The organism is Pseudomonas idahonensis (genome assembly GCF_037903935.1).
Taxonomy (GTDB): domain Bacteria; phylum Pseudomonadota; class Gammaproteobacteria; order Pseudomonadales; family Pseudomonadaceae; genus Aquipseudomonas; species Aquipseudomonas danubii.
In genome coordinates this window covers 4,866,141-4,890,973 of sequence record NZ_CP149586.1, presented here as the reverse complement: position 1 = coordinate 4,890,973, position 24,833 = coordinate 4,866,141, and the positions used below count along the sequence as shown (strand labels likewise).

21 protein-coding genes and 1 pseudogene are annotated in these 24,833 nt (G+C 57.1%); 18 read left to right on the top strand and 4 right to left on the bottom strand.

What is annotated here, in order from left to right; translation table 11 throughout:
* Positions 1-24: 24 nt before the first annotated feature.
* The 10 genes and pseudogenes from WIN67_RS21890 to WIN67_RS21845 form a co-directional block, all read left to right on the top strand.
* Positions 25-2,232, top strand: a complete 2,208-nt coding sequence (locus WIN67_RS21890) for a bifunctional prephenate dehydrogenase/3-phosphoshikimate 1-carboxyvinyltransferase (protein WP_102880475.1) — start codon at positions 25-27, stop codon at positions 2,230-2,232.
* On the top strand, positions 2,229-2,918 hold the full coding sequence (cmk, locus tag WIN67_RS21885) for a (d)CMP kinase (protein WP_011062580.1): 690 nt from the start codon (positions 2,229-2,231) through the stop codon (positions 2,916-2,918). Before WIN67_RS21890 ends, cmk begins: the two co-directional genes overlap by 4 nt.
* 122 nt (positions 2,919-3,040) lie before the next feature.
* Entirely contained in the window at positions 3,041-4,735 is a 1,695-nt protein-coding gene (gene rpsA, locus WIN67_RS21880; RefSeq protein ID WP_007931318.1) for a 30S ribosomal protein S1, read from the top strand.
* Positions 4,736-4,933: 198 nt separating this feature from the next.
* Positions 4,934-5,215: a hypothetical protein gene (locus WIN67_RS21875; RefSeq protein ID WP_339070043.1), complete on the top strand. Its 282-nt coding sequence runs from the start codon at positions 4,934-4,936 to the stop codon at positions 5,213-5,215.
* A gap of 146 nt (positions 5,216-5,361) precedes the next feature.
* The gene (gene ihfB, locus WIN67_RS21870; protein ID WP_072442827.1) at positions 5,362-5,658 is read left to right on the top strand and encodes an integration host factor subunit beta; all 297 of its coding nucleotides are present in this window, start codon (positions 5,362-5,364) and stop codon (positions 5,656-5,658) included.
* A 327-nt stretch (positions 5,659-5,985) separates the two neighbouring features.
* Positions 5,986-6,948 carry a UDP-glucose 4-epimerase family protein gene (locus tag WIN67_RS21865; RefSeq protein WP_273924033.1) on the top strand — a complete coding sequence of 321 codons (963 nt, stop codon included), beginning with the start codon at positions 5,986-5,988 and terminating at the stop codon, positions 6,946-6,948.
* A 104-nt stretch (positions 6,949-7,052) separates the two neighbouring features.
* A complete protein-coding gene (locus WIN67_RS21860) occupies positions 7,053-8,072 on the top strand; it encodes an MraY family glycosyltransferase (RefSeq protein WP_273924032.1) in 1,020 nt (339 codons plus the stop codon).
* A 91-nt stretch (positions 8,073-8,163) separates the two neighbouring features.
* On the top strand, positions 8,164-10,158 hold the full coding sequence (locus WIN67_RS21855; RefSeq protein WP_422394635.1) for a polysaccharide biosynthesis protein: 1,995 nt from the start codon (positions 8,164-8,166) through the stop codon (positions 10,156-10,158).
* A 111-nt stretch (positions 10,159-10,269) separates the two neighbouring features.
* Entirely contained in the window at positions 10,270-10,599 is a 330-nt protein-coding gene (locus tag WIN67_RS21850; RefSeq protein ID WP_110653117.1) for a ComEA family DNA-binding protein, read from the top strand.
* Positions 10,600-10,771: 172 nt separating this feature from the next.
* A pseudogene (locus WIN67_RS21845) lies at positions 10,772-11,212 on the top strand (SDR family NAD(P)-dependent oxidoreductase); the annotation flags it as partial.
* Between the two features lie 23 nt (positions 11,213-11,235).
* On the opposite strand, the gene WIN67_RS21840 reads toward WIN67_RS21845, so the two are convergent.
* Entirely contained in the window at positions 11,236-11,796 is a 561-nt protein-coding gene (locus WIN67_RS21840; RefSeq protein WP_102880462.1) for a TetR/AcrR family transcriptional regulator, read from the bottom strand.
* A gap of 192 nt (positions 11,797-11,988) precedes the next feature.
* Between WIN67_RS21840 and WIN67_RS21835 the strand changes: the two genes are divergently transcribed.
* Positions 11,989-12,642, top strand: coding sequence for a GntR family transcriptional regulator (locus WIN67_RS21835; RefSeq protein WP_265073560.1), 654 nt, complete (start codon positions 11,989-11,991; stop codon positions 12,640-12,642).
* 16 nt (positions 12,643-12,658) lie between these two features.
* Positions 12,659-13,510 (top strand): urea carboxylase-associated family protein, encoded by an 852-nt coding sequence (locus WIN67_RS21830; RefSeq protein WP_102880460.1) that lies wholly within the window; start codon positions 12,659-12,661, stop codon positions 13,508-13,510.
* A gap of 45 nt (positions 13,511-13,555) precedes the next feature.
* Here WIN67_RS21830 and WIN67_RS21825 read toward each other — a convergent pair whose 3' ends face one another.
* Positions 13,556-13,723: a DUF2897 family protein gene (locus WIN67_RS21825; RefSeq protein ID WP_020796133.1), complete on the bottom strand. Its 168-nt coding sequence runs from the start codon at positions 13,721-13,723 to the stop codon at positions 13,556-13,558.
* Between the two features lie 132 nt (positions 13,724-13,855).
* Complete coding sequence (gene eat, locus WIN67_RS21820) at positions 13,856-15,220, bottom strand: ethanolamine permease (protein ID WP_102880459.1); 1,365 nt, start codon at positions 15,218-15,220, stop codon at positions 13,856-13,858.
* 343 nt (positions 15,221-15,563) lie between these two features.
* Between eat and kdpF the strand changes: the two genes are divergently transcribed.
* From kdpF to WIN67_RS21790, 6 genes are all read left to right on the top strand, one after another.
* Positions 15,564-15,653: a K(+)-transporting ATPase subunit F gene (kdpF, locus tag WIN67_RS21815; RefSeq protein WP_016964080.1), complete on the top strand. Its 90-nt coding sequence runs from the start codon at positions 15,564-15,566 to the stop codon at positions 15,651-15,653.
* Between the two features lie 11 nt (positions 15,654-15,664).
* Positions 15,665-17,359, top strand: coding sequence for a potassium-transporting ATPase subunit KdpA (kdpA, locus tag WIN67_RS21810; protein ID WP_102880458.1), 1,695 nt, complete (start codon positions 15,665-15,667; stop codon positions 17,357-17,359).
* Positions 17,360-17,369: 10 nt separating this feature from the next.
* Positions 17,370-19,454 carry a potassium-transporting ATPase subunit KdpB gene (gene kdpB, locus WIN67_RS21805; protein ID WP_102880457.1) on the top strand — a complete coding sequence of 695 codons (2,085 nt, stop codon included), beginning with the start codon at positions 17,370-17,372 and terminating at the stop codon, positions 19,452-19,454.
* A 36-nt stretch (positions 19,455-19,490) separates the two neighbouring features.
* Positions 19,491-20,036 (top strand): potassium-transporting ATPase subunit KdpC, encoded by a 546-nt coding sequence (kdpC, locus tag WIN67_RS21800; protein ID WP_296414703.1) that lies wholly within the window; start codon positions 19,491-19,493, stop codon positions 20,034-20,036.
* 74 nt (positions 20,037-20,110) lie between these two features.
* The gene (locus WIN67_RS21795) at positions 20,111-22,762 is read left to right on the top strand and encodes a sensor histidine kinase KdpD (RefSeq protein WP_339070042.1); all 2,652 of its coding nucleotides are present in this window, start codon (positions 20,111-20,113) and stop codon (positions 22,760-22,762) included.
* Positions 22,763-22,865: 103 nt separating this feature from the next.
* On the top strand, positions 22,866-23,561 hold the full coding sequence (locus WIN67_RS21790; protein WP_102860873.1) for a response regulator: 696 nt from the start codon (positions 22,866-22,868) through the stop codon (positions 23,559-23,561).
* A 29-nt stretch (positions 23,562-23,590) separates the two neighbouring features.
* On the opposite strand, the gene WIN67_RS21785 is transcribed toward WIN67_RS21790, so the two are convergent.
* Positions 23,591-24,625, bottom strand: a complete 1,035-nt coding sequence (locus WIN67_RS21785; protein ID WP_102880454.1) for a patatin-like phospholipase family protein — start codon at positions 24,623-24,625, stop codon at positions 23,591-23,593.
* Between the last annotated feature and the right edge of the window lie 208 nt (positions 24,626-24,833).

The window sequence follows — 24,833 nt, the reverse complement described above, 5'->3', positions numbered from 1 at the left end:
ATTCCAATGCAATCTGCTGTGCCTATGATCGGTCGCCTGGTGGTGATCGGCCTGGGGTTGATTGGTGGCTCCTTTGCCAAGGGGTTGCGCGAAAGTGGTGTATGTCGCGAAGTGGTCGGTGTCGATCTGGACCCGCAGTCCCGCCAGTTGGCGGTTGAGCTGGGGGTGGTGGATCGCTGTGAGGAGGACTTGGCTCTGGCTTGCCAGGGGGCCGATGTGATTCAGCTCGCGGTACCGATTCTGGCCATGGAAAAACTGCTGGCACTGTTGGCCGGCATGGATCTGGGGTCGGCGGTGCTGACCGATGTTGGCAGTGCCAAGGGTAATGTGGTGCGTGCGGCGCAGGCGGCCTTTGCGGGTATGCCAGCTCGGTTCGTCCCGGGGCATCCTATTGCCGGCTCCGAGCAGAGCGGCGTCGAAGCCTCTAATGCGCAGTTGTTCCGTCGTCACAAGGTGATCCTGACGCCTCTGGAGCAAACCGATCCTGCCGCGCTGGATCTGGTCGACAAGCTTTGGCGTGAGTTGGGGGCTGATGTCGAGCACATGCAGGTCGAGCGCCACGACGAAGTTCTGGCAGCGACCAGTCACCTGCCGCACTTACTGGCATTTGGTCTGGTCGACTCCCTGGCCAAGCGCAGTGAAAATCTCGACATCTTCCGTTACGCTGCGGGCGGGTTCCGCGATTTCACGAGAATCGCCGGCAGCGACCCGGTCATGTGGCACGACATCTTCCTCGCCAACCGCGAAGCAGTTCTGCGCACACTCGATACATTTCGCAACGATCTCGACGCCTTGCGCGACGCGGTCAATGCAGGGGACGGGCATCAGTTGTTGGGCGTATTCACTCGCGCCCGGGTTGCCCGCGAGCATTTCGGTAAAATCCTGGCCCGCCGGGCCTATGTGGACGCTATGAACTCCAACGATCTGATTTTCCTGGCAAATCCTGGTGGCCGCCTGTCTGGGCGGATTCGTGTACCGGGCGACAAATCGATTTCCCACCGTTCGATCATGCTTGGCTCCTTGGCTGAAGGCACCACCGAAGTTGAGGGGTTCCTCGAGGGTGAGGATGCTCTGGCCACGCTGCAGGCCTTCCGCGATATGGGGGTGGTCATCGAAGGTCCACACCATGGGCGTGTGACTATTCATGGTGTTGGTCTGCATGGCTTGAAGCCAGCGCCGGGCCCGATCTATCTGGGTAACTCCGGCACTTCGATGCGCCTGCTCTCCGGTCTGCTGGCTGCGCAGAGCTTCGACAGCACCCTCACGGGGGACCCCTCGCTGTCCAAGCGTCCGATGAATCGCGTGGCCAACCCGCTGCGGGAAATGGGTGCGGTGATCGAGACAGCGGCCGAAGGTCGCCCGCCAATGGTGATTCGTGGTGGTCACAAGCTCAAAGGGCTGACCTACACCTTGCCAATGGCCAGTGCCCAGGTTAAGTCCTGTCTGCTGTTGGCTGGCTTGTATGCTGAGGGGAAGACCACAGTCACAGAGCCGGCACCGACCCGCGACCATACTGAACGTATGCTGCGTGGTTTTGGCTACCCGGTGAGTGTTGACGGTGCAACTGCATCGGTTGAGTCGGGCGGTAAGCTCAAGGCAACTCATATCGAAGTCCCTGCAGACATTTCTTCTGCGGCGTTCTTCCTGGTAGCTGCTTCCATCGCCGAAGGCTCTGAGTTGGTGCTGGAGCATGTGGGAATCAACCCGACCCGTACTGGCGTGATAGATATCCTGCGCCTCATGGGCGCTGATATTCGTTTGGAAAACCAGCGCGAAGTCGGCGGTGAGCCGGTTGCCGATTTGCATGTGCGTGCCGCCAAGCTCAAGGGGATCGAGATTCCTGAAGAGTTGGTTCCATTGGCGATCGACGAATTCCCTGTGCTATTCGTGGCTGCCGCCTGCGCCGAAGGGCGTACTGTGCTGCGTGGCGCGGAAGAGCTGCGGGTCAAGGAGTCCGATCGTATCCAGGTAATGGCTGATGGCTTGCTGACCTTGGGAGTCAAGTGTGAGCCGACTCCTGACGGCATCATTATTGAGGGTGGCCAGATTGGGGGCGGTGAAGTGCATGGTCATGGTGATCACCGTATCGCCATGGCATTTAGCGTTGCTTCGTTGCGTGCCAATGCGCCGATTCGTATCCACGACTGTGCGAACGTTGCTACCTCGTTCCCGAACTTTCTTGCGTTGTGCGCGCAGGTGGGGATTCGTGTCGCGCAAGAGGCTCAGTCGTGAATATCAAGGCGCCCGTGATCACCATTGATGGGCCAAGTGGTTCAGGTAAAGGCACCATTGCTGGCAAGCTGGCCAAGCATCTGGGGTGGTGCCTGCTGGACTCCGGGGCTCTTTACCGGCTGCTGGCTTTCGCCGCACGCAATCATGGCGTTGACCTGACTAACGAAGAGTCGCTGAAGTTGTTGGCGGCTCATCTGGATGTGCAGTTTCTCGGTGCCACTGAAAATCATCCACAGCGGATCATCCTCGAGGGCGATGATGTGACCGACGACCTGCGCAATGAGCAGGTTGGAGCCTGGGCGTCTCAAGTGGCAGCGCTGCCGGCTGTGCGTGATGCCTTGTTACAGCGTCAGCGTGCATTCCAAGAGCCGCCGGGCCTGGTTGCGGATGGTCGCGACATGGGCACCGTGGTGTTTCCTGATGCGCCATTGAAGATTTTCCTGACTGCCAGTGCCGAGGAGCGTGCTCGTCGGCGCTACTTGCAGTTGAAGGGAAAAGTCGATGGTGTTAGTCTGTCGAGTCTGCTAGATGAGATACGTGCGCGCGACGAGCGCGACACCCAGCGAGCGGTAGCCCCGCTCAAGCCGGCGGCCGACGCCATACAGCTGGATTCCACGGAGTTGTCCATCGATCAGGTGTTGCAACGCATCTTGAGTGAGATCGCCATCCGCGATATCGCCGGGTGAACAAGGAGGGTCGCGGGGGGACCAGTCATAGTCCTGCGATCTTTCTTTTATATGAACGTAACCCACATTGTCTGGGATGTGGCAGATGGGCGTATTCTTCGCCCTTATCAACAGGAATTAAAATGAGCGAAAGCTTTGCGGAACTCTTTGAAGAAAGCCTAAAAACCCTGAACCTTCAGGCAGGCTCCATCATCACCGGTGTTATCGTCGACATCGACTACCAAGCGCGTTGGGTAACCGTTCACGCTGGTCTGAAGTCTGAGGCACTGATCCCGCTTGAGCAGTTCTACAACGATGCTGGCGAACTGTCCATCAATGTTGGTGATGAAGTTCACGTTGCTCTGGATTCGGTTGAAGACGGTTTCGGTGAAACCAAGCTCTCCCGTGAAAAAGCCAAGCGCGCTGAATGCTGGATCGTTCTGGAAGCAGCCTTCGCAGCTGAAGAAGTGGTCAAGGGCGTTATCAACGGTAAGGTTAAAGGCGGCTTCACAGTCGACGTTAACGGCATCCGTGCGTTCCTGCCAGGTTCTCTGGTTGACGTCCGTCCAGTGCGCGACACCACGCACCTGGAAGGCAAAGAGCTCGAATTTAAAGTCATCAAACTCGACCAGAAACGCAACAACGTTGTCGTTTCCCGTCGTAGCGTCCTCGAAGCCGAGAACTCCGCTGAGCGTGAAGCTCTGTTGGAATCCCTGCAGGAAGGTCAGCAAGTCAAAGGTATCGTCAAGAACCTCACCGACTACGGCGCATTCGTTGATCTGGGTGGCGTCGATGGCCTGCTGCACATCACTGACATGGCTTGGAAGCGTATCAAGCATCCTTCCGAAATCGTCAACGTTGGCGACGAGATCGATGTCAAGGTTCTGAAGTACGATCGCGAGCGCAATCGTGTTTCCCTGGGCCTGAAGCAACTGGGCGAAGATCCATGGGTTGCTATCAAGGCTCGTTACCCAGAAAGCACCCGCGTTACCGCTCGTGTAACCAACCTGACCGACTACGGCTGCTTCGCTGAGCTGGAAGAAGGCGTGGAAGGCCTGGTGCACGTTTCGGAAATGGACTGGACCAACAAGAACATCCACCCTTCGAAAGTCGTACAAGTCGGCGACGAAGTGGAAGTTATGGTTCTGGACATCGACGAAGAGCGTCGTCGTATCTCCCTCGGCATCAAGCAGTGCAAGTCCAACCCATGGGAAGACTTCTCTGGCCAGTTCAACAAGGGCGATAAGATCTCCGGCACCATCAAGTCGATCACCGATTTCGGTATCTTCATTGGTCTGGACGGCGGCATCGACGGTCTGGTTCACCTGTCCGACATCTCCTGGAACGAAGTGGGCGAAGAAGCCGTACGTCGCTTCAAGAAGGGCGACGAGCTGGACACCGTTATCCTGTCGGTTGACCCAGAGCGCGAGCGTATTTCCCTGGGTATCAAGCAACTGGAAAGCGATCCGTTCTCCGAGTACGTTCAAGAGAACGACAAAGGCGCAATCGTTAAGGGTGTTGTAAAAGAAGTTGACGCCAAAGGCGCCATCATCACCCTGGCTAACGATATCGAAGCTACTCTGAAAGCCTCCGAAATCAGCCGCGACCGCATCGAAGATGCGCGTAACGTCCTGAAAGAAGGCGAAGAAGTTGAAGCCAAGATCATCAGCGTTGACCGTAAGAGCCGTGTAATCCAGCTCTCGATCAAGTCGAAAGACGTTGAAGACGAGAAAGAAGCTATCCAGAGCCTGCGCGACAAGCCAGCTGCTTCGGATATCGCTGCTGGTCCTACCACTCTGGGTGACCTGCTGCGTGCACAGATGGAAAAGCAGAACTAAGTTCTGTCAGACCATAAAAAGGGCGACTTCGGTCGCTCTTTTTTTTGCTCCAAAATCGTTAGTTTGAGAGTTCTCCGCAAGGGAAACCAACACGTACCGTGAGCTGTCTCTTTCTTAGGTGGCCGGCTGCATATTCGGAGCTAGGCTTTGCCTTGGATGTGCATCATTCGAGCAGCAGGGGCTGCTATAAGGAAGAGCATGAGCAGGCTGGTTATGACTGTTTTGGTTATTTTGTTGGTTGGTTGTGCGACCAATATAAAGACTCATGCTGTTCGTGGGGTCAGTGGTATTGAAATCGATTGTTCAGGTTTGGGGGCGGATTGGGGGCAGCGCTACAGGCGCGCTGCGAGCGAATGTAAGGCTAGTGGTTACAAAATCATCACTAAGTCGAGCGACGCCAAAGACGAGGAGGGAGATTATCCCTTCGGCTGGAATCCGGCGGGGTACCTCACGCGTACGATGCTCGTGATGTGTCGATAGGAAGGCTTGGGTTTACATTTCTGCGTCCCTATCACTGGCAACAGAAGTTTGTGTTAGCAACGCAGTTCTTGGGCTGTTCAAAACCTTCAGAGCATGCTAAAACCTTTTGAGCACTGACCTAGCTGCTTGAAAAAGAAGGGAAAAATATGACGAAGTCGGAGTTAATCGAACGAATTGTCACCCATCAAGGGCTGCTGTCATCCAAGGATGTCGAGTTGGCTATCAAGACTATGCTTGAGCAAATGTCTCAGTGTCTGGCTACTGGGGATCGGATTGAAATTCGAGGATTTGGCAGCTTCTCGCTTCACTATCGTGCTCCTCGGGTAGGTCGGAACCCAAAAACTGGTCAGTCAGTTAGCTTGGATGGGAAGTTTGTGCCCCATTTTAAACCGGGTAAGGAGCTTCGCGATCGGGTAAATGAAGAGGAAGGAGATGGGCTCTAAGCATGTAAACTAAGGATTTACCGCTATTCTGATTTTACTAAAGAAGAGTTTTTAGTTTATTTTTCTGATCGCTTGTTAGCGAAGAAGGTTTATATAGTTTTTAGTTTTTATAAGTTGTTTTTTTTTGCTAGATTGTTTTTTATGAGCTTTATATTTGGTGTTTTTTTTAGGCTTGTATTTTGTGAGATTGTGGCATTAGCAATTATAAATCGCGGGCTTTTTTGATATTGGATTATGGTTCATTAGGGCTCTATAAGTGCATAATGTCGTTTTTAGAGCGCTTCAGATACTACCCTGTAGCGCCAGTTCAAGAAGGTACAGTAGGAAATGAACAGGATCCTTTTGACAGGAGCATCCGGTTTTGTGGGAGGGGCTGTTCATGAATGCTTGTCTAAAATCTCAACTCAGAAGCTAACCTTGGCAATACGTAAGCCAATGCAAGGGTTGATATCCTCTACGATCACTGCTCAGATTGATCAGATTGATGGATTTACTGACTGGACTCAGGCCCTGTTGGATTGTGATGTCGTAATACACGCGGCTGCTCGTGTCCATGTAATGCATGATTCCTCCCTTGATCCACTCGCTGAGTTTCGAAAAGTTAATGTTGACGGAACGCTGAATCTTGCGCAACAAGCTGCGCAAAAAGGGGTGCGTCGGTTCATATTCATTAGTTCCATAAAGGTCAACGGTGAGGAAACGTCACTTGATGAGCCCTACACTGCAGATGTTGAGCCAGCTCCGGTGGATCCCTACGGAATTTCCAAGATGGAAGCGGAAAAGGGGCTTGTGACCATAGCATCACAAACTGGAATGGAGGTTGTGATCATTCGGCCTACGCTTGTTTATGGCCCCGGAGTTAAGGCGAATTTCTTGAGTATGATGCAATGGTTGTATAAAGGCATTCCTTTGCCTTTTGGTGCTATATACAATCGCCGCAGTTTAGTTGCGTTGGGCAACTTGGTAGATTTGATTGTTACTTGTATTGATCATCCCAAAGCCGCAAATCAAACATTTCTGGTTAGCGATGGTGATGATCTATCAACAACTGTATTGCTCGAGAAAATGGGCGCAGCATTGGGGAGAACTGCTCGCTTGTTACCTGTGCCGAGTGGCGTTTTGAAGTTTGGTGCTGCTATGTTGGGGAAAAAATCGTTGTCTCAACGATTGTGCGGCTCGCTTCAAGTTGATATAGAGAAGAATCGCGAGTTACTGGGGTGGAGTCCGCCTATAACTGTAGATGTCGCGATTGGTCTTACTGCCAAGCATTTTATTGATAGTCATTCCTGAATCCTCATGTTTGTCAGGAGTGTTTTTTCAAGAGGCTTTCATTTTTTAGGTTGAGCAGTTCTAGTTGTGCTTGCTCTCTAGTTTGGAATTAGGGAAAAATATACATGGCAATCTGGTGGTTAATGTTGGCGGTGCTCGGCATTTCGCTTTTGTTGACTTGGGTGCTACGTCGTTATGCGCTTGCCCGCAGCCTGATGGATATTCCCAATAACCGTAGTTCTCACTCGGTACCTACCCCAAGAGGGGGGGGCGTTGCAATTGTTTTGAGCTTTCTTGTGGCCAGCCCTCTTCTGACTTTTCTTGTTGATGTGCCTTGGTCGTATATTTGGGCTCTATGGGGAGCTGGTGCGCTTATTGCGGTGATTGGCTTTCTGGATGATCATGGACATATAGCTGCACGTTGGAGGCTACTTGCTCATTTTTCTGCCTCGATTTGGGCGTTAGCGTGGCTCGGTGGCTTGCCCCCTGTAAAATTGCTAGGAGTGGACTTCAACCTTTCATGGGTTGGTCATTTTTTCGCTGTTTTCTATTTGGTCTGGATGCTTAATCTATATAACTTCATGGATGGTATTGATGGAATAGCCAGTGTGCAGGCAGTGAGCGCATGTCTTGGGGCATGCGTTATCTATTGGTTGTCTGGAGACGTATCTTTGATCTGGATGCCGCTACTATTAGCTGTGGCAGTACTTGGGTTTCTTTATTGGAATTTCCCCCCAGCACGAATTTTTATGGGTGATGCGGGCAGTGGTTTTCTCGGGCTTATTTTGGGTTTGTTTTCATTACAGGCTGCTTGGACCTCTTCACGTTTTCTTTGGGTTTGGTTGATTCTTCTTGGAGTATTCATTGTTGATTCAACTTTTACTCTGGCTCGTAGATTGTTACGTGGAGATAAAGTTTATGAAGCTCATCGCAGCCATGCTTATCAATTTGCCTCCCGCCAATTTGGTCGACATCTGCCGGTGACTCTGGCGGTTATGGCGATTAACGTATTTTGGCTGCTGCCAATTGCTATGTGCGTGGGGTTATTCGACTTGGATGGTAGTATGGGCATGGTATTGGCTTATGTGCCTTTGGTGCTCCTTGCTATAAGGTTTCATGCGGGAGAGCTGGAGAAAGCCGGCTGACAGGGCTTGATGTTAGGAGTAGGCAAATGAATGCTCCACATTAGTGTGTAAGATAGATCGAGGCTAGGGGCCGGGATTCGAAAAAGCGATTATGGATACAATACGAACATGTCTGTTAAAGCTTCCACGCCGACAGAAGCGAGTCCTGCAAGTCATCACCGATATTTTGTTAGTGTGGGCTGCGCTGTGGATGGCGTTTGTCGTCAGGCTGGGTTTTGATGACCTAAACAATCCCTTTGTCGTGCATTTCTGGCTTTTTGCTAGCGCACCCATCGTTGCCATACCTTTGTTTGTACGGTTCGGGATGTATCGTGCAGTCATGCGCTATTTTGGTAACGATGCCCTCATAGCAATAGTTAAGGCTGTGACGTTGTCTGCCTTGGTTCTTGCCTTGGTCGTTTATCTGTATAGCAATCATCAAACAGTGGTGCCACGCTCAATTGTGTTCAACTATTGGTGGTTGAGTATGGTGATGATCGGTGGGCTCAGGCTCGCTATGCGCCAGTACTTTCTGGGGGATTGGTTCACTGCAGCCCAGCATGTGCCCTTCACCAATCGGGATGATGGTTTACCCAAGGTAGCCATTTATGGCGCGGGGGCGGCAGGTAATCAACTGGTTGCAGCGTTGCGATTGGGACGACTGATGCGGCCGGTGGCATTTATTGATGATGACAGCAGTATCGCTGACCGGATGATCGCCGGACTACAAGTATACAAACCCAAGCATTTACAACAGATGATTGACGAAACAGATGCAGAAGAGATACTTCTTGCTATCCCTTCGTCCACTCGTAGTCGCCGAAGAGAGATTCTGGGTTATCTGGAAGGTTTTCCCCTTCATGTTCGAAGTGTTCCTGGCTTTATGGATTTGGCCAGTGGGCGAGTGAAGGTTGATGACATTCAAGAAGTAGACATTGCGGACTTGCTTGGGCGTGACTCTGTGCCTGCTCAAGGCGATTTGTTGGCGCACTGTATAAAAGGGAAAACTATTCTGGTGACAGGTGCCGGCGGATCTATTGGATCTGAGCTGTGTCGACAGATTTTGTCCTTGGGCCCCACCGCTCTGATTCTGCTCGATCATAGCGAGTTCAATCTCTACAGTATTTTGTCTGAGCTTGAACAGCGTGTGGCGCGAGAGGCTCGTATTGTAAAATTGCTCCCTATACTAGGCTCTGTGCGTAACTACGAAAAGCTGTTGTCTGTCATGAAAACCTGGAGTGTCGAGACGGTTTATCATGCTGCTGCTTATAAGCATGTACCGATGGTAGAGCATAATATTGCTGAAGGTGTACTTAATAATGTGATGGGTACGCTCAACACGGCGCAGGCCGCTTTGCAATCCGGTGTGGCTAATTTTGTACTGATTTCTACTGATAAGGCTGTTCGCCCAACTAACGTAATGGGCAGCACGAAGCGTTTAGCGGAACTTACTCTGCAGGCGTTGAGCAAAGAAGTGGCGCCAGTGTTGTTTAATGACTCTTCAAATATTTCGAGGGTAAATAAAACCCGTTTCACCATGGTGCGTTTCGGTAATGTATTGGGCTCTTCAGGCTCGGTCATTCCACTGTTTCACAAACAGATCAAATCAGGTGGTCCGCTGACGGTCACTCATCCGAAGATTACGCGCTATTTCATGACTATTCCGGAAGCTGCTCAGCTGGTTATCCAGGCTGGATCGATGGGACAGGGCGGTGATGTTTTTGTGCTGGATATGGGTGAGCCGGTGAAAATCGTCGAGTTGGCGGAAAAGATGATTCATCTCTCTGGGCTGAGCATCCGCTCGGAAAAAAATCCTCATGGCGATATCGCTATCGAGTTTACCGGCCTTCGTCCTGGTGAAAAGCTTTACGAAGAGTTGCTGATTGGCGACAACGTAGTGGCGACTCAACACCCAATGATCATGAGCGCCAATGAGGATCATCTGTCTTGGGATTTGCTTAAGGCCAAGCTCAGCGAACTCCTTGAAGCGCTTGAGTTAGATGATTATGCAAGAGTTCGACAACTGCTTCGTGAGACGGTGAGTGGTTATACCCCGGACGGTGAAATCGTCGACTGGGTTTATCAACAGCGGCGTCTCAAGCCTTGAATCTACACAACCGGTAACCCTCCTGCTTTTGACTTGCCTGCAGCATCACCTAGGTTTGGAAGGCAGCTTCGGAAAAGCTGCTTTCCTTACTCGATGTCATGGAGCGTCACTATGCGTAACTCTTATCTCTCCTCGCTGATCTTTGCCGTTCTAGCCAGCCTTTCGCTTGCAGCTCAAGCAGCGCCTGCTGTCAAGGCGCAGACTGTTGCTCCTGAGGCAGTGGAGCAGGCAATGCCTCAAGTCAGCAAAATCAACCTCAATACCGCCGATATGGCTGTCCTGCAGCGCGAGCTATTTGGAATTGGCGAGGCCAAGGCCAAGGCGATTGTCGCTTATCGTGAAGAGAATGGTCCCTTTGCTTCGGTGGATGAACTGCTTGAGGTCAAGGGTATCGGCAAGACTATCCTGGAGCGCAATCGAGACAAGCTCGTCGTCAACTGATTTGATCGAGTAGCAATCGAAGGTCGGTCAGTGACCGGCCTTCTGTATTTCGGGCGGATTTGGTGCCTAGCCATGAATCTCTATCAACGGGCAATTTTTTCATGGTGCTGCAAGAGTATTGTGTATGTAATATTTTTCGCTCTCCGGATGTTCCAATCGGAGGCGTCCATTACTTTCAAGATTGTCAGGAGCAGCCGCGACGAGTTTTTTCGCGGCCGGGCGCAGGGCGATCATCAAAATTGTCTCGGTGGTCGCGTTAATCCCGGAGCGTTTCAATGCGACTTACAGTGCCGCCAAGGCTTACGTGCTCAGCCTGACTCAGTCACAGCAGGCTGAGTTGAAAGGCAATGACGTTCAGGCTCAGGGGAGCTTGCCTAGCGTTACTTGTACCGAGATCTGGGGGCGTTCAGGCTTGGAGGCTAAGGCCATCCCCCTAGAGATGGTGACGGAGGCGACTGAGATTGTGGACGCGGCATTGAATGGTTTCGACCAGAGAGAGTTGATCACGCTGCCTTCGTTTCCCGCTCCGGCGGACTTGCAGGCACTGGTCGCCGCACGCCTGGCCTTGGGGGCCAATCTTTCCAGGAACAGTGCCGCCGCGCGTTCCAAGTAAGGCGGCCCATGGAGCGGGTTGTATTATTCCTGCTCCTGTTTCTTCAGGCCCTCACTGACGACTTCCAGTATCTGTACCGCCAGTTCAGGACTTTCCACGCTGCGCGAGAGCATCAACGCTCCCACCAGGGTCGACATGATCATCAGGCTGCGTTGCGCCTTATTTTCACCTTCCAGAGTCGCTTCCACTTGGGCAAGTCTGGCATTGAGCACTGCATCGGTGGTGGGGCTGGGTTGGCCGCGCTGGCCGAGTTCCGAACTCATTGTTGGTAGTGGGCAACCTTGATGGGGTGAGCTGCGATGCCACTCGGAAAGGTAGTTGTCGATAAATGCCTGCAAGGGCTGTTCTTGTGTGAACAGGGTTGCGCAGTGGGCATCCAGGTCTTGCGCAGCTGCGCAAAGGGCTTCTTCTACCAGCTCATCCTTGGACTTGAAGTGGGAGTAGAAACCGCCATGGGTCAGGCCCAGTGCCTTCATCAGTGGTTGTAATCCCGTTCCCCCTATTCCATCACGACGAAAACGTTCCGAAGCTTCTTTGATAATGCGTTGATGTGTCTGGGCTTTATGGTCTGCTGAATAACGCATTTGAGAAACCTCCACAACTAGAGCGTTATTTTAACCAAGGATCATCAGATCACGCCCCTACTTATCAGTGGGTGTTTTGCGTATTTACAGCGTTCCGACAGGTAGGGCGAGTGTTTGCTGGGCGCTCAGGAATTGGCACGATAAGTGATTAAAGTTTGATCATGAATTGTTGAACAATCTCGAGGTGTTGCCATGAGCAACGGTTTATCCCTTGCGGACCAGATTAGGGTGGAACTGCGTGCCGACATTATCGGTGGTCGCCTTTTGCCTGGCATGCCGTTGGTAGAGAGCGATCTGGTCAACACCTACAACGCTTCGCGCAACACCATACGTGAAGCGTTGCACGGCTTGGGCCAGGAGGGGTTGACCCACTATGTCCGTTATAAAGGCGTGGTGGTCAGACGCCTGAGCAGCGATGAGGTAAAGGATCTGTTCCGAGTACGTCGGACTCTGGAGTTGCAGGCGATCGCCAGTGCAAGGCCGCTGAGCGAGTGCCAGGCTGATCGTATGCTCGACGCCATAGAGGCGGCCCAATTGGCCCGAGATCGCGAGGACTGGCGTGCTGTCGGGACCCATGGTTTGCGCTTTCATCAGCAGGTGGTAAGGCTACTGGATTCCCCCTTGTTCGATGAATTTTTCACCAATGTAGTCGCGCAATTGCGTCTGGTGTTTTGCGCCGCGCCGGATGAAGCGTTGTTCCAGGCGCCCTGGCTGGTTCGTGACCGGCAGATTCACCAATGGCTGGTGGAGGGTGACAAAGCCCGCGCCGGCGAGGCAATGGAGGCATACTTGGACGACTCCGAGCGCCTGCTGCTGAACATGTTCAGCCAATCCTTGCGTCACTGAGTGAGGGCGATACCCCATGTACAAAGACTATCCAGCGGCTTATCAGGTCAGTAAAGGCTCGGCGCTGCAGGTGGATACAACCTTTTATGAACGTATCCGTGATAACCGGGCACAACGTACGCTGATCGAGCAGTTCGAGGTGCCGATTCGTACGGGCCGGGCCTGGAAGGTGCCTGCCGGTCATGTGTTTCGAGTGACCACGCCGGTAGGCCCGCAAGTGGGGGACTTCAACGTCTGGAATGCCAATGACCCGCGAGAACGCCTATGGGCCGCACGTACCCGGCAGTTGCAGGGAGCCCATGTCAGCACCCATGACCGGCTCTGGTCGAACCTGCCTTTTTTGCGGCCGCTGGTCACGATCACCGATGACAGCCTGGCGAATTATGGTATCGATGAGCATGGCGGGCGCCTGCACGATTTATTGGGTACCCGTTGCGATCCCTATGTGAACCGAATGCTCACAGGCGAGGATTTTCATCATCACTGTCACTCCAATCTGACACGGGCGGTTCTGCCCCATGGCCTCACCGAATTCGACGTGCATGACGTATTGAATATCTTTCAGTGCACCGGCCTTAATCATGACGACATGTATTTCATGAAGGCCTGTCCGGCGCAAAAGGGCGACTATCTGGAGTTTTTTGCCGAAATCGACCTGCTGTGTGCATTGTCGACCTGCCCGGGGGGCGATCTGTCCTTGCCGATGTGGGGCCCCGAGGCTCAGGACCCCTTGAGTGTTTGCCGGCCACTGGGAGTGGAGATCTATCGTCTCGAAGAGTCACTGCTTGAAGGCTGGAGCCAGCCGGAGCGGGCGGCCTACAAAGGTCTGCACGGTTTGCACATCGCCAAGGCCGAATGGGAAAAGTAGGGCCTTGAGCAGTCCCTTCAATGCAGGACGAAGGGGCTGACGGGATTAACGATCCTGCGCTTCTTTGGCATCCATTTCCGCGTTGCGTTCGGCTACGCGTTTACGTTGCTCATCAGTCAGTTCCACCTTGTGGGCGGTGTCGCGCAGCATCATTAAGCCGCCGACGATCGAACCGATAGCAACCACCAGAATCAACCAGGCATACCAGGGCATAGGGCTCTCCTTGAACGGCAGTTTCCCGAGGACGAAGGTTCGCCCTCGGGACTGCCTGTAATGCTTTGAGTTAAAGCGTTTCGCACTGGTTCCATTGTATGCCTGATTGTTCTGGCCAGTAGTGCCCGATGCTTACAAACCGGTGAGCATGGCATCCGCCGGGGCATCGGCCCGCAGTTGTGCGGTGAGCTGAAAGTAAATGAAACCCAGCACCATGAAGCCGAGGAAGATCAGGCCAATCAGCGCGTTGAACCAGGCCATGGCCACCAGGCACACCAGCGCCAGTACCAGTGCGATGGCGGGTACCAGCGGGTAGCCCGGGGCGCGGAAGCTGCGTGGCAGGTCCGGTTCGGTCCGGCGCAGTTTGAACAGGCTGAGCATGCTCATGATGTACATCACGATGGCGCCGAATACCGCCATGGTGATCATTGCGGCGGTCAGGGTCATGCCGCCCAGGTTGATCAGGCCATCGCTGTAGATCGCGGCGATACCGATCAGGCCGCCGGCGATGATCGCCCGGTGTGGCGTCTGGAAACGTGACAGCCTGGCCAGGGATGCTGGCAGATAGCCGGCACGGGCGAGGGCAAAGAACTGCCGCGAATAGCCGAGGATGATCCCGTGGAAGCTGGCCACGAGGCCAAACAGGCCGATCCACACCAGCATGTGCAGCCAGCCGGAACTGTCGCCCACCACGGCTTTCATCGCCTGGGGCAACGGGTCGTTGATATTGGCCAGGGTGCGCCAGTCACCCACTCCGCCAGCGAAGAACATCACCCCCATGGCCAGCAGTACCAGGGTCAGAATGCCGCTGATGTAGGCCTTGGGAATGGTGCGTTTGGGGTCCTTGGCTTCTTCGGCGGCCATGGCCGCACCCTCGATGGCCAGGAAGAACCAGATGGCGAAGGGGATGGCGGCGAACATTCCGGCAATTGCCGGGGCACCGAAGGTGTCGGCTCCGGCCCAGCCATTGAGGGCGAAATTGCTGAAGCTGAAGGCCGGTGCTACCACGCCCATGAATACCAGTAGCTCTGCCACCGCCAGTACGCACACCACCAGTTCGAAGGTAGCCGCCAGTTTTACCCCGAGGATGTTCAGGCCCATGAAGACGAGGTAGGCCCCCACGGCAGCATGCTTGGGGTCCAACGCCGGAAACTGCACATTCAGGTAGGCGCCAATGGCCAGGGCAATCGCCGGTGGCGCAAAGACGAATTCGATCAAAGTGGCCAACCCTGCAATCAAGCCGCCTTTCTCACCAAAGGCGCGCCGGCTGTAGGCAAAGGGGCCTCCTGCATGGGGAATAGCCGTGGTCAGCTCGGTGAAACTGAATATAAAGCAGGTATACATGGTGGCGACCAGTAAAGAGGTCACGAGGAAACCAAGGGTTCCGGCCACGCCCCAGCCATAGCTCCAGCCGAAGTATTCCCCGGAAATCACCAGACCGACCGCGATACCCCATAAATGCAGCGTGCCCAGAGTGGGCTTGAGTTGTGTGTTCATCGGTTGCTCCCTGAACGGTTGGAAGTGCTCGGGACTGGCCTGTGCAGCGCCCATGCCAGTCTCGTGGCGACCGTCGTAAAGCCAGGAAAGCGGTCGTATCGAGGATGTTTTCCAGGTTTTTGTCGTCGATCGATATCAGTGTGGTGCATCCCGGTGCCTTCGATTGGGGCAGGGGAGCATAGGGGCAGCCGCTGTCGTCTTTCAACTGCCCAGGTAAACGCCGCATAAAGCCAGTCTTTACGCTTTCTTTATGGGCCTCCCACCCCGTCGATCTCGTTCCTTTACAGGCACCCTGCGGACAATGGCTGCATTCGCGGCAATCGCCGTACCTCGGAGACATTCCATGAACATTCTGGACGCGGTGTCATTGCTGCTGGCAGTGGGCCTGTTCGTTTATCTACTGGTTGCGCTGCTGCGCGCGGATCGGAACTAGGAGCTGCGGTTATGCACAGTTATGACTATTGGCTGCTCCTCGCCTTCTTTGCCCTGGTGCTGTTGCCCGCGCCCTGGCTGGGACGTTTCTACTACAAGGTCATGGAAGGCCAGCGCACCTGGCTGACCCCGGTGCTGGGGCCGGTGGAGCGTGCGTGCTACCGGATTTCCGGGGTCGATCCACAAGACGAGCAGAGTTGGCAGAAATACACCCTGGCCTTGCTGGCCTTCAACCTGGCGGGTTTTGTCCTGCTGTTTGCCATCCTGCTGTTTCAGGGGTATCTGCCACTCAACCCGCAGAATCTTCCGGGACAGGAATGGACCCAGGCGTTCAACACCGCCGTCAGTTTCATGACCAATACCAACTGGCAGTCCTACAGTGGTGAGGCCTCCCTGAGCTACCTCAGCCAGATGGTCGGCCTGACCGTGCAGAACTTTGTCAGCGCTGCTACCGGGCTGACGGTGCTGGTTGCCTTGTGCCGCGGCATTGGCCGGCGTTCGGTGCGCACCCTGGGCAACTTCTGGGTCGACATGACCCGCGCGACTCTCTATGGCTTGCTGCCGCTGAGTCTGTTGCTGGCGTTGTTCCTGGTCTGGCAGGGCGTGCCCCAGACCTTTGCCCACTACGTGGATGCCCTTACCTTGCAAGGTAACGACCAGGTGATTCCCCTGGGCCCGGCGGCGAGCCAGATCGCCATCAAACAGTTGGGCACCAATGGTGGTGGCTTCTTCGGTGTCAACTCGGCTCACCCGTTCGAGAATCCCAGTGCCTGGAGCAACCTGTTCGAGTTGGTGTCGATCATCCTGATTCCCGTGGCCCTGGTATTCACTTTCGGCCACTACGTCAAGGATCTGCGCCAGAGCCGCGCGATCATTGCCTGCATGTTTGCCCTGTTCCTGATTGGCGGCGCCACCTCGTTGTGGGCGGAGTACCAGCCCAATCCGGCGTTGCAGAATGCTGCGGTGGAGCAGGCGGCACCTCTGGAAGGCAAGGAAGCGCGCTTCGGCACCACTGCCACGGTGCTCTGGTCGGTGACCACCACGGCCGCGTCCAATGGCTCGGTGAACGGCATGCATGACAGCCTGAATCCTCTGAGCGGCATGGTGGCGCTGATCAACATGATGGTGGGGGAAGTGATCTTCGGCGGTGTCGGCGCGGGTCTCTACGGCATGCTGTTGAACGTACTGATCGCGGTATTTCTTGCCGGGTTGATGATCGGTCGCACCCCGGAATACCTGGGCAAGAAGCTTCAGGCCAAGGAAGTGCAATTGCTGGTAGTGACCCTGATGGTCATGCCCATTGGCGTCCTCGTCCTCGGTGCCCTGGCCGCCAGCCTGCCTGGCCCGGCCGGAGCCATCAGCAATCCAGGGCCTCACGGTTTCAGCCAGTTGCTGTATGCCTACACCTCAGCCAGCGCCAACAACGGCTCGGCCTTTGGTGGCTTCAGTGCCAACACCCCCTTCCATAACCTGATGCTGGGCCTGGGCATGCTGATTGGACGTTTCGGCTACATCCTGCCGGTGCTGGCCCTGGCTGGCAGCCTGGGGCTGAAGAAGCCCGCCCCCATCGGCCAGAACAGCTTTCCCACTCACGGCCCGTTGTTCGTGGCCTTGTTGACCGTGACCATTTTGCTGGTGGGCGGCCTGACTTTCCTGCCGACCCTGGCGTTGGGCCCAATCGCTGAACACTTGAGCATGGGCTTCTGAGGACCTGATGATGAATATGCATGTTCCTGCCTCGAACAAGGCTGTTGACTCGGCCGCCAAGGCCAAGCGTACCCAGGCCGAATCTTCGAGCACCGCGATCTCTGCTCTGTGGCGCCCGGCGCTGATTCAGGCCTTCGTCAAGCTCGACCCTCGCCAGTTGCAACGTTCGCCGGTGATGTTGGTGGTGGAGTTGACGGCAATCCTGACCACTGTGCTGTGTTTCGTGCCGGATACCTCGGTATCGACGTTCGTCGCGGCACAGATAGCCCTCTGGCTGTGGTTCACCGTGCTTTTCGCCAACTTTGCCGAAGCCCTGGCAGAGGGCCGTGGCAAGGCCCGGGCCGACAGCCTCAAGGCCGGCAGCGAAGGCTTGAGTGCTCGCCGTCGCACCAGCGAGGGCACCTATCAGGTGGTGCCGGCGATCAACCTGCGCAAAGGCGATGTGGTGCGGGTTGAAGCCGGGGAAATGATCCCGGGGGACGGCGAGGTGATCGAGGGCATTGCCGCGGTCAACGAGGCGGCGATTACCGGTGAGTCGGCACCAGTGATCCGCGAGTCCGGTGGCGATCGCTCAGCGGTGACCGGCAACACCCGGCTGGTTTCCGATTGGCTGCTGGTGCGCATCACCAGCAATCCCGGCGAGTCGACCCTGGATCGCATGATCGCCCTGGTGGAAGGTGCCAAGCGGCAGAAGACGCCCAACGAAGTGGCCCTGGATATCCTGTTGATCGGCCTGACCCTGATCTTCCTGCTGGTGGTGGTGACCCTGCAGCCCTTCGCCCACTTTGCCAATGGCAGCCTGCCGCTGGTGTTCCTGGTGGCGTTGTTGGTGACCCTGATTCCCACCACCATCGGTGGCCTGCTGTCGGCCATCGGCATTGCCGGGATGGATCGTCTGGTACGCCTCAATGTGATCGCCAAATCCGGGCGTGCGGTGGAGGCTGCGGGGGATGTGCATGTGTTGTTGCTGGACAAGACCGGCACCATCACCTTCGGCAACCGTCGTTGCAGCGCCATTCATCCGGCTCCCGGTGTGAACGCTCGTGAGCTGGCCGAAGCAGCATTGCTGGCTTCGCTGGCGGATGACACTGCCGAAGGCAAATCCATCGTCGAGTACTTGCGCGAGCTTTATCCACAACCTGAACCGGCTCCTGAAGTCTTGACCGCCGTGCCATTCAGTGCGGAAACCCGCCTGTCCGGCGTCGATTACCAGGGCCGGATCTATCGCAAGGGGGCGGTGGATTCGGTGCTGAACTTTGTCGGCCTCAAGCGCAGCGACCTGGCGCCGGCTCTGTCCCGGGAAATCGACAAGATCGCCCAGAGCGGTGGTACTCCACTGCTGGTGTGCGGCGAAGGCCGGATGCTTGGGGCCATTCACCTCAAGGATGTGGTCAAGCCGGGTATCCGCGAGCGTTTCGCCGAGTTGCGCAAGCTGGGGATTCGCACTGTCATGGTGACCGGCGACAACCCGCTGACCGCTGCCGCCATCGCCGCTGAAGCCGGGGTCGACGACGTACTGGCCGAAGCCACGCCGGAGAAGAAACTGGCGCGCATCCGTCACGAGCAGAACGACGGACGCCTGGTGGCGATGTGCGGCGACGGTGCCAACGACGCCCCGGCACTGGCCCAGGCCGATGTCGGCATGGCGATGAACGACGGCACTCAGGCGGCCCGCGAGGCGGCCAACATGGTCGACCTGGACAGTGATCCGACCAAGCTGCTGGACGTGGTGCAGATCGGCAAGGAGCTGTTGGTGACCCGTGGCGCCCTGACCACCTTTTCCATCGCCAACGATGTCGCCAAGTACTTCGCCATTCTGCCGGCGCTGTTCGCAGCGATTTATCCACAGCTGGGCGTGCTCAACATCATGCACCTGACCAGCCCGCAGAGCGCGATTCTCTCGGCGATCGTATTCAACGCCCTGATCATCGTGGTGCTGATCCCTCTGGCGTTGCGCGGGGTCAGGGTCCAGGCCGCCAGTGCCGCCCACCTGCTGCGGCGCAACCTGCTGATCTACGGTGTGGGTGGGATCGTGGTGCCCTTTGTCGGGATCAAGCTGATCGACATGCTGCTGACTGCCTTGCACCTGGTGTAACTCGCCTGCGGCATTGAATGAATCGAGGATTGAGAAATGACTAGCGTATTGCGTCCGGCCTTGAGCCTGATTGTGTTGATGAGTCTGATTACTGGCGTGGCCTATCCATTGGTGGTGACCGGTGTGGCTCAGGTGGCGTTCCCGGATCAGGCCAATGGCAGCCTGGTGCGTGATGCCCAGGGCAAGGTGCGTGGTTCGGCCCTGATTGCCCAGGATTTTGTCGGTGATGCCTGGTTTCATCCTCGCCCATCGGCAGCAGCCTTTGCCACGGTGTCCAGTGGTGCCAGCAACTTGGCGCCGAGCAACCCGGCCCTGGCCACGCGGGTGATCGACGATGCCCAAAAGCTCCAGGTGCCAGGTCAAGGGCCGGTGCCGCTGGCCTTGCTGACCACCTCCGGCAGCGGCCTTGATCCGCACTTGCCACCCGAGGCGATTGACTATCAACTAGCGCGGGTCGCGGCGGCGCGCAATCTGCCGGCGGCTAAGCTACAGGCGCTGGTGCAGGCACATATCGAGCGGCCGCTGGTGGGGCCGCCGGTGGTCAATGTACTGGCCCTGAACCAGGCCCTGGAGAATCTGTAACCGCTGCCGTTCGTGCGGGTGGCAGCGTCTAGAGTGCGGATTGAACCGATTGTTTTGTTGCAGAGAGATAACCCATGAGTGATTCCGGCCGCGCCGACGCGCTGCTAGCTGATCTGCCCCGGGATGGCCGCGGCCGGCTCAAGGTCTTTCTTGGCGCCGCTCCCGGCGTCGGCAAGACCTACGCCATGCTTCAGGCTGCCCACACGCAAATGCGCCAAGGGGTCAAGGTGCTCGCCGGGGTAGTGGAAACCCACGGTCGTGCCGAGACCGAAGCGCTGCTGAGCGGCTTGCCGCAGCAGCCCCTGGTGCGCTCGGAATACCGTGGGGTGGTGCTCGAAGAGATGGACCTGGATGGCCTGTTGAAGGCCCGGCCCAAGCTGGTGCTGGTGGACGAACTGGCCCACAGCAATGCGCCGGGCAGCCGGCATGCCAAGCGTTGGCAGGATATCCAGGAGCTGCTGGCGGCGGGTATCGACGTGTTCACCACGGTCAACGTCCAGCACCTGGAGAGCCTCAACGATCAGGTGCGCGGCATCACTGGGGTCCAGGTCCGCGAGACGCTGCCCGACTGGGTACTGCAGGAGGCCTATGAATTGCTGCTGGTCGACCTGCCGCCGCGGGAGCTCCTGGAGCGCCTGCGGGATGGCAAGGTCTATGTACCGGAGCAGGCGCGGGCGGCCATTGATGCCTTTTTCACCCAGACCAACCTCACCGCGCTGCGGGAGTTGGCGATGCAGACTGCTGCGGCCCAGGTGGATAACGACCTGGCCCTGGGCTATCGCCAGTTGGGGCAGGCGGCTCCGGCGGTGCGTGGGCGTTTGCTGGTGGGCATTGATGGCGATGCCCAGGCCGAGCGCCTGGTACGCCATGCCAGTCGTGTGGCCCAGCGTCGGCATTTGCCCTGGAGCCTGGTGCATGTGGACAACGGCCGGCTGCGGGACGAGCAGTCGCGCCTGCGCTTGCAGGCGGCGCAGCAATTGGCTGAGCGCCTGGGCGGGGAGGTGGTCCTGCTGCGGGCTGGCGAGGTGGCCAAGACCCTGATCCAGCACGCCAGCGAACGCCGCGCCAGTCTGTTGCTGGTGGGGCAATCCAGCCGCCGCTGGCGTCGGCGCTGGTTTGGTGGTGGCCTGGCGGCACGCCTCCTGCGTAATGCCGACGGCCTGGAAATCAACGTCCTGGACAGCGAGCCACAACCCCATCAGCCGGGTTTGCGAGCCAAGCATTCGCTGTTGTGGTTCGACTATGCCCTGGCGCTGTTGGCGACCGTGTTGGCCAGTGCCCTGGCCTGGGGGGTGGCCAGTGTGCTGCCGTTGCCGAACATTTCCCTGGTGTTTCTTGCCGCAGTGTTGCTGGTGGCCGTGCGCAGCAGCCTGGGGCCGGCCCTGGCTTGCGCGGCGCTGTCGTTCTTGTGCTATGACTTTCTGTTTATCCCGCCGAGTTTCTCTTTTGCCATCCAGCGTGAAGAGGATGTGCTGACTCTGCTGTTTTTCCTGCTCATGGCTGCGCTCACCGGTAACCTGGCGGCGCGCCAGCGGCGGCAGTTGCAGGCCCTGCGCGAGACCCAGGAGGAAACCGGTGAACTGTTGGACCTGTCACGCAAGCTCACCGCTGCCACTGACCGGCAAGCGGTGATCAGTGCCGCAGCCCAGCACCTGCATGGGCGTGATGAGTTGCGTATCTGCCTGCTCAATCGCGACGGGCAGGGGGGCTGGAAAGTTGAAACCGGTGGCTCGCCGCAGTTCTCCGAGGCTGAGCGTGCGGCGGCCGATTGGGCCTGGCAGCACGATCAGCCTGCGGGGCTGGGGACCGGGACCTTGCCCTTCGGGCGCTGGTGGTGGTGGCCATTGTCGGTGGATGACGGCCCCTTGGGTTTGTTGGGTGTCTGTCCCAGGGAAGGCGAAGAGTTCAGTGGCCAGCGTCGCCGCCTGCTCACCGCCCTCAGCCAGCCCCTGGCCCAGGCGCTGGCTCGGGCGCGTCTGGCGGAGGATTTGGAGGCGGCGCGACTGCGCGGTGAAACCGAACAGTTACGCAGTGCCTTGCTGGCCTCGGTGTCCCACGATCTGCGCACACCGCTGACTTCGATGCGCGGCAGCATCGACAGCCTGTTGGCGCTGGGGGAGGCGATTCCCCTGGAAGACCGGCGTGAACTCCTGGAAGGCACGCGGGATGAGGCCGAGCGCCTGGATCGCTACATCCAGAACCTCTTGGACATGACCCGGCTCGGCCATGGTGCGTTGAAACTGGCTCGCGACTGGGTCGCGCCTGGGGACATAGTTGGCAGCGCTCTGAACCGCCTGCGTGCGGTGCTGGCGCCGCTGCAGGTGAGCACCGAATTGCCAGCGGACCTGCCGTTGCTCCATGTGCATGCCGCCCTGATCGAGCAGGCACTGGTCAATGTCCTGGAGAACGCCGCACGCTTTTCGCCAAACCAGGGTCGCCTGCAACTCAAGGTCAGTGCCGATGAGCATGAATTGAGCTTTGCCGTCAGCGATGAGGGCCCGGGGATTCCCGAAGAGGAGCGGGCGAAGATCTTCGACATGTTCTATACCGCTGCCCGTGGCGATCGGGGAGGGCAGGGAACGGGGCTGGGCCTGGCGATTTGCCAGGGCATGGTTGGTGCCCACGGCGGGCATATCAGTGTCGCCGATGGCATTGACGGCCATGGCACCTGCATCACCTTGCACTTGCCATTGCAAACCCAGCCGGAGCTTGAGCAGGATCTGTGAATACCTGTAGAACGCACTCATACCTCGCAACGCAAGCGCTACCGGGATTACCGGAGCAGCCTTGCGCTACTCTTTTGCCTCTTATTTGTCTTGAATTGAACCCATGAGCCAGACCGCGACCATCCTGGTCATCGACGACGAGCCGCAGATCCGCAAGTTCCTGCGCATCAGCTTGGCGTCCCAAGGATACAAAGTGATTGAAGCCGGTACCGGTACCGAGGGCCTGGCCCAGGCGGCACTGAACAAGCCGGATCTGCTGGTGCTCGACCTGGGGCTGCCGGACATGGATGGCCAGCAGGTACTGCGCGAGTTTCGCGAGTGGTCGACGGTGCCCGTGCTGGTGCTTTCGGTGCGTGCCAGCGAGGTGCAGAAGGTCGAAGCCCTGGACGGTGGCGCCAACGATTACGTGACCAAGCCTTTCGGCATCCAGGAGTTCCTGGCACGCATCCGCGCCCTGTTGCGCCAGGCGCCGGTGGGGGAGGTGCAGGAAGCGGCGTTGCAAGTTGGGCCGCTGACGGTGGACCTGGCCTACCGTCGGGTACTGCTCGATGGTCAGGAAGTGGCCCTGACGCGCAAGGAGTACGCTGTGCTGGCGCAACTGGCACGACACCCCGGTCGGGTGATCACCCAGCAGCAGCTGCTCAAGGACATCTGGGGGCCGACCCACACCGAGGACAGTCATTACCTGCGGATCGTGGTCGGGCATTTACGCCAGAAACTGGCGGATGATCCGACCCAACCACGGTTCATCGTCACCGAGGCGGGGGTTGGCTACCGTCTCTTGGGGAGCGAGCCCTGAGCCTTAGAGGGCTGGAATGTCGGGGCTTGCTATTGTTCCTGTTCGTAGCGGTCCAGGGTATCGCTGGCGATTTCACGACCCAGGGCGATCAGTTCCGGGGCCTTGTAGAACTCGAAGAACCGGCACACGCGCTTGGGCACGTTGATCAATATGTCCGGTGGATAGCCGGCGATCTTGTATTGGGCCAGGGACGTCTGCATGACCTCGAAGCTCTGGTTCACCAGGTCCAGTAGCGAGGCCGGACCGACGTTGTCGATGATGAACGAACCGCTGGCGGACTTGGGCGCGCCGTCGGTTTCTGGCGCAGCGGCCGGTTGCTGGGATTCCGGTTCGGCACCTTCGACCCAGGGATTGATCTCGGCGGCTTGGCTCTTGAAGGCCTCTTGTTCCAGCAGCAATAGTTGTTCGGCCTGTTTACGCCGGAACGGCAGGTGCGAGCCCAGGGAGTTGATCAGGCTGTCAAAGCGGCTTTTGAACGCCGGGGGGCGCTGGATCACTGGTAACTGATAATGGCGCTGGTTGGTGGAGTTGAGGTTGACCGCGATGATCAGGTCGCAATGGCTGGAGACCACTGGCACGATCGGCAGTGGGTTGAGCAGACCGCCGTCCACCAGCATGCGGTTACCCTGCATCACCGGGGTGAACAGGCTGGGGATGGCTGCGGACGCGCGCATGGCTTGATGCAGACAGCCTTCCTGGAACCAGATTTCCTGTTGATTGGTCAGGTCAGTGGCTACCGCAGTGTAGGGAATGCGCAGCTCTTCGATATTCACTTCACCGACGATCTTGCGGATCTGGCCGAAGACTTTCTCGCCGCGAATCGCCCCTAGGCGGAAACTCACGTCCACCAGGCGCAGTACATCAAGGTAATCCAGGCTTTCGATCCACTCCCGATACTCGGCGAGCTTGCCTGCGGCATAGATGCCGCCCACCACGGCGCCCATGGAGCAACCGGCGATGCAGGCGATGTCATACCCGCGTCTTTCGATCTCCTCGATGACCCCGATATGGGCGTACCCGCGAGCGCCTCCCGAGCCGAGTACCAATGCGACACGTTTGTTCATGATTCGTCCCTTCGCCAAACAGGTTGCAACAATGCACCCATAGCGGCCTGGGGTTCAATTGCTGATGTAAGGCCGGACCTGTCCGGTGTTTTTTCCTTGGGGGGCTCGGGCCGCGCGGCTATGCTCCTGCGGCTATATTTTCCAAGGGTTGCGTCAGGCACTTTTTTACGCTGCCATCGTCTTAACCTGTACGACTGTTTTCTTTTCT

Excerpts from the sequence above, each read along its gene's own strand:
- WIN67_RS21890 (WP_102880475.1), top strand. The coding sequence starts at position 25 with ATGATCGGTCGCCTGGTGGTGATCGGCCTGGGGTTGATTGGTGGCTCC.
- rpsA (WP_007931318.1), top strand. The coding sequence starts at position 3,041 with ATGAGCGAAAGCTTTGCGGAACTCTTTGAAGAAAGCCTAAAAACCCTG.
- WIN67_RS21875 (WP_339070043.1), top strand. The coding sequence starts at position 4,934 with ATGAGCAGGCTGGTTATGACTGTTTTGGTTATTTTGTTGGTTGGTTGT.
- ihfB (WP_072442827.1), top strand. The coding sequence starts at position 5,362 with ATGACGAAGTCGGAGTTAATCGAACGAATTGTCACCCATCAAGGGCTG.
- WIN67_RS21865 (WP_273924033.1), top strand. The coding sequence starts at position 5,986 with ATGAACAGGATCCTTTTGACAGGAGCATCCGGTTTTGTGGGAGGGGCT.
- WIN67_RS21860 (WP_273924032.1), top strand. The coding sequence starts at position 7,053 with ATGGCAATCTGGTGGTTAATGTTGGCGGTGCTCGGCATTTCGCTTTTG.
- WIN67_RS21855 (WP_422394635.1), top strand. The coding sequence starts at position 8,164 with ATGGATACAATACGAACATGTCTGTTAAAGCTTCCACGCCGACAGAAG.
- WIN67_RS21850 (WP_110653117.1), top strand. The coding sequence starts at position 10,270 with ATGCGTAACTCTTATCTCTCCTCGCTGATCTTTGCCGTTCTAGCCAGC.
- WIN67_RS21840 (WP_102880462.1), bottom strand. The coding sequence starts at position 11,796 with ATGCGTTATTCAGCAGACCATAAAGCCCAGACACATCAACGCATTATC.
- WIN67_RS21835 (WP_265073560.1), top strand. The coding sequence starts at position 11,989 with ATGAGCAACGGTTTATCCCTTGCGGACCAGATTAGGGTGGAACTGCGT.
- WIN67_RS21830 (WP_102880460.1), top strand. The coding sequence starts at position 12,659 with ATGTACAAAGACTATCCAGCGGCTTATCAGGTCAGTAAAGGCTCGGCG.
- WIN67_RS21825 (WP_020796133.1), bottom strand. The coding sequence starts at position 13,723 with ATGCCCTGGTATGCCTGGTTGATTCTGGTGGTTGCTATCGGTTCGATC.
- eat (WP_102880459.1), bottom strand. The coding sequence starts at position 15,220 with ATGAACACACAACTCAAGCCCACTCTGGGCACGCTGCATTTATGGGGT.
- kdpF (WP_016964080.1), top strand. The coding sequence starts at position 15,564 with ATGAACATTCTGGACGCGGTGTCATTGCTGCTGGCAGTGGGCCTGTTC.
- kdpA (WP_102880458.1), top strand. The coding sequence starts at position 15,665 with ATGCACAGTTATGACTATTGGCTGCTCCTCGCCTTCTTTGCCCTGGTG.
- kdpB (WP_102880457.1), top strand. The coding sequence starts at position 17,370 with ATGAATATGCATGTTCCTGCCTCGAACAAGGCTGTTGACTCGGCCGCC.
- kdpC (WP_296414703.1), top strand. The coding sequence starts at position 19,491 with ATGACTAGCGTATTGCGTCCGGCCTTGAGCCTGATTGTGTTGATGAGT.
- WIN67_RS21795 (WP_339070042.1), top strand. The coding sequence starts at position 20,111 with ATGAGTGATTCCGGCCGCGCCGACGCGCTGCTAGCTGATCTGCCCCGG.
- WIN67_RS21790 (WP_102860873.1), top strand. The coding sequence starts at position 22,866 with ATGAGCCAGACCGCGACCATCCTGGTCATCGACGACGAGCCGCAGATC.
- WIN67_RS21785 (WP_102880454.1), bottom strand. The coding sequence starts at position 24,625 with ATGAACAAACGTGTCGCATTGGTACTCGGCTCGGGAGGCGCTCGCGGG.